We start from the raw sequence: 11,202 nt of genomic DNA, 5'->3' as shown, positions 1-11,202 counted from the left end.
TTCACTCATGGTCTGCCTCGTCTCTTTTCGACAGACACTAGTTTAAACTGTTGTCCGGATATGTGGATCCACTATACAGTGCCAGTTGTGTGCGTCGATACAACTAACGCATGCGCGGCAGATCAGGTAAATTGATGCTTATTGCTAATATTCAATAAATCAAACCGCCGATGCCGATGCCAACAACTTACCGACTAGTTTGCCAATTTGCCCTGTGCTGTGCCGGTCTGCTGCTGGCATGCAGCTTGGCAGCGGCGCAGAATTTGCAAATTCTCACGGAAGACTGGCCGCCTATCAGTTTCGGCAACGATCAACAAGTCGATGGCATGGCGGTCGAAGTGGTACGAGCGCTGCAAAAACGCATCAGCAAAGCGGCCGGTGCCGATGCCATCATACAAGTCGTCCCTTGGGCACGCGGCTATAAAACTTTGCTCGAAGAACCGAATACCCTGCTGTTTACCGTGGGACGCTCGGACGAACGTGAAAAACTGATGACCTTGCTAGGCCCTATCGCCGTCTCCAGCACCGCACTCTGGACCCGTAAAGGCCATGCCGCACGTTTGCGCGCTCTTGGTGCTGGCATGCAAAAATTAAAGGTCGGCGCTTACCGCGCCAGTATTTTCGCCGACACGGCACGGCGGCATGGTTTTTCTGATATCGAACAGGCCCCGACACCGCAAATCGTTGCCAATATGCTGTTTGCCAAACGTTTCGATTTGTGGGTGGAGGGCAGCTTCGTGGTGCCATCCGTACTCAACGATATCGGCCGCCAGCGCGATGAGGTGGAGAAAGTAAGCACTCTGGAGAGCTTGGAATTGTTTCTGGCGTTTTCACAACAAACCTCGGCCGCCACCATCAAGGCTTGGGAGGAAGCGCTGCGCAGCTTGAAAAAAGATGGCAGTTTCGCCAAAATTTATCAAAAATGGCTGCCCAATGAAAGCGTGCCGATGGCACTGCTGCGCATCGATGCCCCATGAGCACGCTGGGGTTTACAGTACGCGACAAGCGAGGCGATCGAGCCGCACTCGGGTAAGCCGATTGAGCAAGCGCCGCACCGGGGCCGGATAATCGGGTAATTTTTGCAGCTCTTGATAATTACTCAGGCGCTGGGCATGCTGCAAGATCGACTCGAACTCAGTATGCCGCTGTGCCTGCAAGAGTTTCTGCGGGTCATGAATGAGCAAGGCATTTTCCAAATCGAGACGAAACGCGCGCGGATTAAGATTATTCCCGGTCAACAAGGTATACACGCCATCGCAATCGATGCCTTTCAGATGAAAGCTATTGTTGCCATCTTTCCAAAGAAACAGATTACATTGCCCGCTAGTTATTTCAGCCTGATGGCTTTTGGCAAAGCGCCGTAAATTCACTTCATATAAATATGGCAGGGCAGCAATCACCTTGAATGGCTGCTCGGGTGCGATGAAAAAATCATTCGCCGTTTTGTCGCCGACGATGAGATCGATGATCACCCCACGCTTGAAGGCCCGGCGGATTTCTTTATCGACCACGGCGGGAAAATTGAAATACGGTGTCAACAAAGTGATACGCTCGGTACTGGCGGCAAGCAAGTCACAAATCACGCGATTGAGGCGGTTGTTTTTACCAACCCCAACGATGGGTGTCACACTCAGGCTTGCCGCGTTGCGGCTGGCTTCATTCTGTGGCTGAAACTGATAACTGGCGCGTTTCAAACTGGCGCGTAAGCTACGAATTTGACTGCCACTGGCCGGCTCTTCGGCCAAATCCAAACGACGTACCGCCGCCGCCGATAACAATTGCGCACGAACAAAATCAATCATACTCGTCGCTAATGCCGCATGCTCGAGCAGCAGATAACGGTCATGCCGATAGCGCTCAAATTGATGCAAATAGACATTATTGATGCCGGCACCGCTGTAGAGCACGCTGTCATCGATGACACTACCTTTGAGATGCATGACGCCAAACAACTCACTGGTCTGCACCGGCACGCCGTAAATTGGGATCGCGGCCGCATGGGCCGCGCTGAGGCGCACATACCAAGCGGCATTTCCGAGCGGCTCATTGGTTTTGGCCGCGCCGATCAAACCGCGCCGCGCGCGGTGCCAATCGACCAACACCATGATATCGAGAGTCGGTCGGGCCGCCTTGGCGGCATACAACGCAGCCATGATGTCGGCACCGGCCTCATCATCCTGTAAATACAGGCTGCACAAACAGATGCGCTGTTTGGCAGCGGCGATTTGCGAGAGCAATTCGCGCCGGTAATCTGCCGCACTCAACAAGGTACGGATCGCATCGGCACGCAAGGGCAGCGCACTTAATCTGCGCAGGCGTTGGGCAGCAAGAGACAGACTCATCGTTTAACCGTGGTGGTAGGGAATTTAGTTGCGGCGCTGCCAAACTTGCCAGCGTTCTTGACCGGCAAACACCGTTATGGAGTCGGCAACGGCCTTATCTTCGAGCAAAACAAAGTCTGCTGCCATCAGCGCTTGCCAATCGGTACAGGCAATGGCAAATGGCGGGCCTTTCAGACTGCCGTGCTCAGTGATGAAAAAATACCCCGCCAGCAATGCCCCCGGTGCCAGCAGCGCAGCCCACCGCGCCACGATGGCGCTACGCAAAGATGGCGGCAAAGCACAAAAAAACGCCCGTTCGTAAATCAGTTGCAGCGGGCTTGCACTTTGATAAGTAAAAAAGTCGGCCTGCTGCACACAGTGGCCGTCGGTGCCCAGTAAGGCGCGCGCAGTAGCCACGGCGGCCGCGGAAAAATCGATGGCCGTCACGGGCCAGCCGGCTGCCAAAAAAAATGCCGCTTCATAGGCATGGCCGCAGCCCGGTATCAGGGTGCTGCACGGCGTGCTGGCGGCATTGACGAAATCGCGTAAATCCTGCGGCACCCCGCCTCTGTCCCAAGGCATGAACTGGCGCTCGAAGCGCTCATCCCAAAAATCAGCTCGCAGCGGGTCGCGGTGTATCAACTCAGGCATAGGCTGCACCGGCCATCAGAAATTGAGAAAACATTGAACCGCCACGACACCGGCAAACAAACCGCCGCCGAAATATACAATCACGCGCAATAAGGTGTTGGTACGGCGCTGTTCGGTCAACAAGGCTTGCAACATGCCATCACTGGCATGCGCCTCGCCGGCACGCGTCAAGGCTTGATGGGCTAAGCGCGGTAATTGCGGAAAGATATGACTGTAGCGCGGTGCTTCCGCCTTGAGCTTATCGAGCAAACCACGCCAGCCTACCTGCTCATTCATCCAACGTTCGAGATAGGGCTTGGCGGTTTTCCACAGATCGAGATCAGGGTCAAGTTGACGCCCCAAACCTTCGATATTGAGCAGAGTTTTTTGCAGCAGCACCAGTTGCGGTTGGACTTCAACATTGAAACGACGCGAAGTTTGAAACAGGCGTAACAGCACTTGTCCAAACGAAATATCTTTCAGCGGTCGATCAAAAATCGGTTCGCAGCAGGCACGCACGGCGGCTTCGAGCTCATCGACGCGGGTATCTTTCGGTGCCCAACCCGATTCGATATGGGCTTCCGCCACGCGTTTATAATCGCGTCGGAAAAATGCCAGGAAATTTTGCGACAGATAATCTTTGTCGAAATCATTGAGCGTGCCGACGATGCCGAAATCGAGCGCGATATAGCGGCCGAAGGTAGCGGCATCGGTGGAGACCAAAATATTACCTGGGTGCATATCGGCATGAAAGAAGCCATCGCGGAAAATCTGCGTGAAGAAAATCGTCACACCGTCACGCGAGAGCTTGGCCAAATCGACTCCGGCCTGGCGCAGACGGTCGATTTGCGAAATCGGAATACCGTTCATGCGCTCCATCACGATAACTGAAGAAGAACAGTAATCCCAATGCATTTCCGGTACCAGCAAGAGCTCGGAATCTTGGAAATTGCGCCGCAACTGGCTGCCATTGGCGGCTTCGCGCATCAAATCGAGTTCATCATGCAAATACTTATCGAATTCGCCGACCACTTCACGTGCCTTTAAACGTTTACCATCAGCCCACAAGGTTTCCAGCCAACCGGCCGCCACCTGCATCAGAGCAACGTCTTTATCTATCGTGTCCTTCATGCCTGGACGCAAAACCTTGACCGCCACTTCGCGCCCATCCTTGAGCGTAGCGAAATGAACCTGAGCAATCGACGCAGAAGCTACCGGGATCCGTTCAAAACTGGCAAATAATTGATCCGGATGCGCACCGAGCGATTTAACGATCTGGGCAATGGCCAAGTCGGGATCGAATGAGGGCACGCGATCTTGCAATCTGGCTAACTCATCGACTATGTCGGGCGGCATCAAATCGCGTCGCGTCGACAAGACTTGGCCGAGCTTGACGAAAATCGGGCCGAGGTCTTCTAAGGCTTTGCGCAAGCGTTCACCACGCGGTGCCGACAAGTCGCGCCAGAATAAAATCTGTTTGATCAGGCGCGCCGTCCGCGGCACACGCAAACCGGAAATAACGATTTCATCGATCCCATACTGCAGAGTAATGCGTATGATTTTGAGTAAACGCAGAAATTTAAAGCTCATCGAGACATCCTTTCCAGTTTTTCGATGCGCTTGGTCAGGCGTTCAACATCGTCACGGGTTTTATTGATAAGGGCACCATTGCTGGCAACCCGGGCCGGACGAACCAGCAGGGGATTTTCTTCGAGAAAGTATTCGGCGATATTTTCGTGTAATTTTTGCTGTGCTTCGAACCAATCGGATGCCGCTGTTTTCGCCCCGGCGACCAGTCGCACCGCCGCCACGTCGCCGATGAGCTTACTCAAATCAGCCTCGGCATCCCAGCGCAGATTCTGGCTCAAACGCGACAGCATATTGGCAAAATCGGCATCGCCTTCGATATTGACGTAGGAAAATGCCCGTTCACGCTGGCTCAGCATCAAAGGCAAGTCGCTCAAGCGCAGCCGTATCGTCACTGTCGCCGTCACCGGTTCCGCTGCCGCTTCGAACAGACCGTCGGGCCGGACCCGAAGGCAGAAACGGACAGCTTGCGCATCAATACAGACGACTTTCCCTGCATGGGCTTGCAACTGTTCGCTGGCCCAGTTTTCTTGTGCGAGTAAATGATTGATGAAAGGTGAGAGCATATCGATAAGAAAAACCTGCGATCATAAAAAAACCGCCCGGCAATCGAGCGGGCGGTTCCAAGTTTAACAGCTTATGTTGATGAGAAGATTCGATCTGCATCAGCACAGCGGCAATTTCTGCAGCTTAGGACAGCTGCTGTATCCCTGCCAACACCCAGCCGCCTTGCCCATTGGCCGGTTTGCTCAGATTCCAGACTTCGGCAAAGGCCTCGGCCGGCGCATTTTGCGATTCTTTGATCATGCCGGTGAACTTGACACTGGCCAGATGATCATTACCGACAGTTTCTATGCCCAGCAATTCGGCATCGATGTGCACGACATCGGTGACATTGGCAGTGGCACCGCGCTCTTGAATTTCGAGCTTGAGTTCGGCATACATTTCCGCACTGGTGAATTCACGCAAATCATTGATATCGGCTTTATCCCATGCCGCTTGCAAGCGGATGAAATAAGTTTTTGCGCTGCGCAAGAAGGCCGGCACATCGAAATCAGCCGGAACACTCCAGGTAGCAGCATTAGCAGCAACTGGTGCGGCGCTTTGCCAAGCCGGTTGCGGTTCGATACGGGAACCGATTTCCGGCGTATTCGAAGTTGCCATACCGGCATAGGCCGGTTGGGCATAGCCAGTACTGCCAGACGAAGCGCTGTTCTTACGGAACAGACGGATGACGAAAAAGATCGCCAAACCAATGAGAGCGAAGGTCAGCAAAGAGCCGAGCATACCAGCGACAGCGCCACCTAAGCCGAAATGCGACAAGGCGGCACCGATTAAAGCACCACCGATCAAACCGCCGACGATACCCTTCCAAGGACTGGCTGGCTTCGGTGGCAAGGCAGCCGGCGCCGGCGCGGCTGCCGGTGCAGCAGCCGGACGCGCTTGATTGGCCGTACCAGGATTAGCCGGTGGCGCTTGGCGCGAGACATTGTTCGATTGACGACCAATAGAACCGCCACCACCCATACGTTTGGCATCGGCATCGCTGATCGTCATGACCAGTGTACTGGCCAACATCACCATCATCAGTAGTATCTTCTTCATTTCCATCGCTCCTTGTTTGCTGCGCAATTGCTGCTTATTTGATTACTGCTTAAAGTTTGATTCCAGTGTGCAGGGCCGCCACACCTGCAGTCAGGTTGAAATACTTCACCTGTTCCAGGCCAGCCGCTTCCATCATCGCTTTGAGCGTTTCTTGGTCCGGGTGCATGCGTATCGATTCCGCCAAATAGCGGTAACTGGCTTCATCTCCGGCAATTTTCTGCCCCATCCACGGCAAAATCTTGAAAGAATAAAAATCATACGGCTTTTGCAACAATTCCGGCACTTTGGAAAACTCAAGTACCAGCAACTTACCACCAGGCTTGAGCACACGCTGCATCTCTGCCAGCGCCACATCCTTGTGCGTCATATTGCGTAAACCGAAGGCTACCGTCACCCTGTCGAAATAATTGTCGGGAAATGGTAACTTCTCTGCATCACAAAGCAAGGTGGGGGTGATCAAGGCTTTATTCAAGAGCCGATCGCGCCCTACCCGCAGCATCGATTCATTAATATCGGTGTGCCACACTTCACCGGAAGGACCGGCTTGCTTGACGAATTCTTTGGTCAAATCGCCGGTACCGCCAGCGATATCGAGCACTTTGTAACCAGGCCGCACGGCCGCATTGGCAATCGTGAACATTTTCCAGATCCGGTGCAAACCGCCCGACATGACATCATTCATGATGTCATACTTGGCCGCCACCGAATGAAACACTTCGGCAACCTTATGCACTTTCTGTTCTTCATCGACGGTGGCATAGCCGAAGTGGGTGGATTTACTGACTTGCTCGTTCATACTGTTCTTCACCTTGGGGATGCGCAATGGACAGAGCGATTGTAGCCTAAGTAGCCAGCTCTACGCCAACCACCGCCGATAAAAGTGATGTTAACAGTGGCGATGGAGGTTGGCAAAAAGCGGCTGGCAAGACGCGAATTTAATCGGCGCCTCCCTATCGATCACTCTATTTCCCGCTCATTCTATCGGTTCGTAGGGCAATCCCACGTAATTTTCTGCGATCGTCGTCAAACCCGCCAAGGAACCCGTGTAGTAGGCCAGCTCGGCTTGCTGCATCCGCTCGCTGAATGGGTCAGCGTCAAATTGATGCAAAACCGAGGTCATCCACCAAGAGAAACGTTCTGCCTTCCAGATTCTGCGCAAACAGATTTCGGAATATTTTTCCAGCAAATCGCTACGAGCTTCATGATAGGTTTTACGTAATGCATGATACAGCGTAGACACATCACTTGAGGCAAGATTGAGTCCCTTGGCACCGGTAGGCGGCACAATATGGGCGGCATCTCCGACCAGAAACATGCGCCCGAATTTCATCGGCTCAGTCACAAAACTGCGCAAGGGAGCAATACTCTTTTCGATTGAGGGGCCGGTGACCAGCCGCTCGGCCACATCCTGTGGCAGACGCGCTTTGAGTTCGTTCCAGAAACGCTCATCAGACCATTCATCAATATTTTCATCCAAGGCGCATTGCACATAGTAGCGGCTGAGCGTGTCCGAACGCATGCTGCAGAGTGCAAAGCCACGCTCGTGGCAGGCGTAGATCAACTCTTCCGAGACCGGTGGGGTGCGAGCAAGCACGCCCAGCCAGCTAAACGGATACACCCGTTCGTAGGTTTTTATTTCTTCCTTCGGCGCGGACTTGCGTGAAACACCGTGAAAGCCATCGCAGCCAGCGATATAGTCGCATTCCAGTTCAATCAATTCACCATTTTTTTGGAAGCTGACGCGCGGTCGCTCGGAATAAAAATCATGTAGTTCAACATTTTCAGCCTCATAAATAGTGATGCCACCAGCAGCCTTGCGGGCCTCCATCAAATCTCGGGTCACTTCGGTCTGCCCGTATACCATCACCGTTTTCCCAGCAGTCAAGGACTTCAGATCGATACGTTTCTGCTGGCCGGCAAAGGCAATGCTGAAGCCTTCATGGACGTGACCTTCCCTATCCATGCGTGCCCCAGCTTTTGCCTCTCTGAGCAAATCGACGAAGCCCTGCTCGAGTACCCCAGCGCGTATGCGTCCGAGCACATATTCAGGTGATTTTGCTTCAAGAATCACTGTATCGATTCCTTGCAGATGCAGTAACTGCCCGAGCAGTAAACCGGACGGTCCGGCACCGATAATTGCTACTTGTGTTTTCATTTTTTTGTCTCCTGATTATCTTGGTATGAGACCAGATGTTCGCCGGAAAACAACTTTTCAGGAATGGACTTTTACTCTTTTAAATTGTACATTTAGCGTATTCTTGATTATTTCTTACACTTGCCATGAATACAGTAAACCCCATCCCTGTGTATGATCTTTATGGCGAGAATGAGCTTTGGCCCAGCCCGGATTTGCTTCATGTTGAATCGATTGCCGCACGCAGCGAATTGCATAATTGGCAGATTAAGTCCCATCTGCACAACGGCTTATTTCAACTCCTCTATCTGCAGGCTGGTCATGCCCACATACAATTGGACGAACAACATCACACCATGCATCCAGGTCAAATTTTGTTGGTACCACAAATGTGCATTCATGGATTTAAGTTTGATCAAAATGCACTAGGACATGTTGTTACGATTGCCTACCCGATCATCATAGAATTAATAAAAAAAATGGGCGGCGAGTTAAGCACGTTCAGGCACCCTGGCATCCATACGCTATTGGATGATGAGGAAAGCACCCGCACCAGCATGGCACTGAAGGCGCTGGCATATGAATACCAACACCATGCGCCACATCGTAACTTGCTCATCGAAGCTTTGCTGACGACGATCTTGATCTGGGTTAGCAGAAACTCGCCTTCAAGCGCGCCGACGACTGCTCAGGAAAATGAAAAGAGCAGCAAGCATCTCGGCTATTTCGGGCGGTTGATCGAAGCAGAATATTCCACCCAGCATCTGGTGAACTATTACGCCAAAAAGATAGGCATTACTGCCGCACACCTGAATGTCATTTGCCGCCAAAATACAGGAAAATCGGCTTTACACCTGATCCATAATCGCATTCTGCTGGAAGCAAAGCGTCATCTGGTCTATACCAGTATGTCCATCAGCATCATGTCTTATGCCTTAGGCTTTGCCGACCCGGCTTACTTCACACGTTTCTTCAAACGCAATATGGACATGTCACCGATGGACTTCAGAAAGCAGGCGGCTACTTTGTTCGAGCAAAATAATTAGGACAGCGCAATATCAGTGCGCCAAAACCTGTTTTGAATCAATTTTTACCGCCGCCGATATTTCCGGGTGAACGAACTGTTTGATCAACAAAGCGATCGCCGCAATCAAGCCTGGAATGGCGAGAATGGAAAAAATGATGGGCAAACTGAGTTGACGCCGCGCCAGTTCAGCAACTAAAAAGGATCCTGCAATGCCACCAAAGCGGCCAATTCCAAGCATCCACGCAACACCTGTGGCACGACCTGGCGTTGGATAATAACTGGCAGCCAAGGCCGGCATCGATGACTGCGCGGTATTCATGATGGCACCGGCGAGAAAGACCACCACGACTAACAGACCGACATTGCCGGCTACCTGACCAATGGAGAAAATAGCCAAGGCGGTCAATGCATAACCAATGGCAATGATGCGGTTGCCATTGAATCTATCCATCAACCAGCCAAAGAAAATCGCCCCAACGCCACCCAATGGAAACAGGGCTGAAATTAAGGTCGCATCTTTTGCTGCGATACCGGCATCTTTAAACAAAATCGGCATCCAATTGATCAAGGCATAAAAAATGACCAGCCCCATAAAATACGTCAGCCACAACATGAAGGAACCGATTGCATAGGGACGGGAAAGCACGACGCCTAAACCGTTTTTACCGGCCGTGGATGGCTTGACTTCAGTCAGGAAAAATCCGCCTGCATCATGCGCACTTGCCGAGATACGGCTCATTACGGCGCGAATCCGCTCAATTGGCTGAGAACGGCTCACCATATACCGTAACGACTCAGGCAAAAACACTATTAACAAGATCACCAGCACCAATGGTACGCCGCCACCAAGTACCAACACGCCACGCCATCCCCATATTGGAATGATCCAGGCGGCAAGAAATCCACCAAACGCTGCCCCCAAAGGAAAGCCGGAAAACATGGCATTGGTCAGCACGCCGCGGCGCTGATCAGGACAATACTCACTCATCAAGGTAACAGCATTCGGCATAGCCGCGCCCAAACCTATGCCAGTGATAAAACGCAGCACGACCAGTTGTGACAAATCGCCGGCAAACGCCGATCCCAGGCAAGCGACTGCAAACAGGGAGACCGACACGACCAGCACCAACTTGCGCCCCAAGCGATCCGCCAGTGGCCCGGCCGAGAGTGCCCCGGCAGCCAGACCGAACAAGGCCGCACTCAGTACCGGTGCCAGAGCGAGCCTTGACACCCCCCACTCCTTGATCAGTGAAGGTGCGATATAACCGATGGCGGCAGTATCAAAGCCATCGAGCAATACAATAAAAAAACAGAGGCTGAAAATCAGCCACTGATAGCGTGAAAATGGGTGCTCGTTCAGAAATACCTGAACATCAATCTGGCGTTCTTTGCTCATTATTTGTCTCTGTTTATTGTAATTTTTTGTAATGCTTTTTATTGTATCGACCAAGCTATTGACCGGGTGCGAACACGGAAGTGTGCTCAAAGTAGGGAGCTTGACATGGAAGCCATTATGGTTCGCGGAGAAAAAATAGAGAAGCTGCTTCAAACACTAGCAGCTATATCAAAATGGCATAGTAGGCAGGGCCATATTCGCTGGCTTGAGCATACTGCCGACCGTGGGCGACGTGCGCAAGGCCGACTCACTCACCCGTAGGGTACGGGGGATTCGTTGATGTGCGTGGCAATCAGGGCCGGACGCAAGCCTAAGTGCATCACGAAGGGCTCAAAGTCTCTATCAATGTAGAGTAAGCGGCAGCAATCTTCGATGCAACGCGTAGCAATGAGGGTATCGATGGTTTTACGCACCGTTACGCCGAGGGCGGAGTTTTTCAAGCTAGTTGTCGCCTAAAAGTAAATTTTTATGCCGCCAGTTTCAGTTCTTGATATACGTCCTC

At 52.3% G+C, this 11,202-nt stretch carries 11 protein-coding genes; 2 read left to right on the top strand and 9 right to left on the bottom strand.

From position 1 onward, the window contains the following. The first annotated feature begins 176 nt into the window (after positions 1-176). A complete protein-coding gene (locus QN359_RS18615; RefSeq protein WP_323493607.1) occupies positions 177-977 on the top strand; it encodes a substrate-binding periplasmic protein in 801 nt (266 codons plus the stop codon). Positions 978-989: 12 nt separating this feature from the next. Here the strand turns inward: QN359_RS18615 and pssA are convergent, their stop codons facing one another. The 7 genes from pssA to pobA form a co-directional block, all read right to left on the bottom strand. Beyond that, positions 990-2,342, bottom strand: coding sequence for a CDP-diacylglycerol--serine O-phosphatidyltransferase (gene pssA, locus QN359_RS18610; RefSeq protein ID WP_322249743.1), 1,353 nt, complete (start codon positions 2,340-2,342; stop codon positions 990-992). A gap of 24 nt (positions 2,343-2,366) precedes the next feature. Continuing rightward, positions 2,367-2,972: a methyltransferase gene (locus QN359_RS18605; protein ID WP_322249744.1), complete on the bottom strand. Its 606-nt coding sequence runs from the start codon at positions 2,970-2,972 to the stop codon at positions 2,367-2,369. A 15-nt stretch (positions 2,973-2,987) separates the two neighbouring features. Further along, on the bottom strand, positions 2,988-4,541 hold the full coding sequence (gene ubiB, locus QN359_RS18600; protein WP_322249745.1) for a ubiquinone biosynthesis regulatory protein kinase UbiB: 1,554 nt from the start codon (positions 4,539-4,541) through the stop codon (positions 2,988-2,990). After that, on the bottom strand, positions 4,538-5,104 hold the full coding sequence (locus QN359_RS18595) for a ubiquinone biosynthesis accessory factor UbiJ (protein ID WP_322249746.1): 567 nt from the start codon (positions 5,102-5,104) through the stop codon (positions 4,538-4,540). The genes ubiB and QN359_RS18595 overlap by 4 nt, the downstream gene beginning before the upstream one ends. A 124-nt stretch (positions 5,105-5,228) precedes the next feature. Beyond that, positions 5,229-6,143 (bottom strand): Tim44-like domain-containing protein, encoded by a 915-nt coding sequence (locus tag QN359_RS18590; protein WP_322249747.1) that lies wholly within the window; start codon positions 6,141-6,143, stop codon positions 5,229-5,231. Positions 6,144-6,192: 49 nt separating this feature from the next. After that, positions 6,193-6,939, bottom strand: coding sequence for a bifunctional demethylmenaquinone methyltransferase/2-methoxy-6-polyprenyl-1,4-benzoquinol methylase UbiE (ubiE, locus tag QN359_RS18585; RefSeq protein WP_322249748.1), 747 nt, complete (start codon positions 6,937-6,939; stop codon positions 6,193-6,195). Positions 6,940-7,116: 177 nt separating this feature from the next. Next, on the bottom strand, positions 7,117-8,298 hold the full coding sequence (gene pobA / locus QN359_RS18580; RefSeq protein ID WP_322249749.1) for a 4-hydroxybenzoate 3-monooxygenase: 1,182 nt from the start codon (positions 8,296-8,298) through the stop codon (positions 7,117-7,119). A 125-nt stretch (positions 8,299-8,423) separates the two neighbouring features. Here pobA and QN359_RS18575 point away from each other — a divergent pair, with 125 nt between their 5' ends. Further along, positions 8,424-9,323, top strand: coding sequence for a helix-turn-helix domain-containing protein (locus QN359_RS18575; protein WP_322249750.1), 900 nt, complete (start codon positions 8,424-8,426; stop codon positions 9,321-9,323). A 12-nt stretch (positions 9,324-9,335) separates the two neighbouring features. Here the strand turns inward: QN359_RS18575 and QN359_RS18570 are convergent, their stop codons facing one another. Further along, on the bottom strand, positions 9,336-10,700 hold the full coding sequence (locus tag QN359_RS18570) for an MFS transporter (RefSeq protein WP_322249751.1): 1,365 nt from the start codon (positions 10,698-10,700) through the stop codon (positions 9,336-9,338). A gap of 251 nt (positions 10,701-10,951) precedes the next feature. After that, complete coding sequence (locus QN359_RS18565; RefSeq protein WP_322249753.1) at positions 10,952-11,140, bottom strand: hypothetical protein; 189 nt, start codon at positions 11,138-11,140, stop codon at positions 10,952-10,954. Positions 11,141-11,202: the final 62 nt, after the last annotated feature.

It is taken from the genome of Undibacterium sp. 5I2, from assembly GCF_035019605.1.
In the GTDB taxonomy this organism is placed as follows: domain Bacteria; phylum Pseudomonadota; class Gammaproteobacteria; order Burkholderiales; family Burkholderiaceae_D; genus Undibacterium.
The sequence above is the reverse complement of the archived record's forward strand: the minus strand, read 5'-3'. Positions and strand labels throughout refer to the sequence as shown.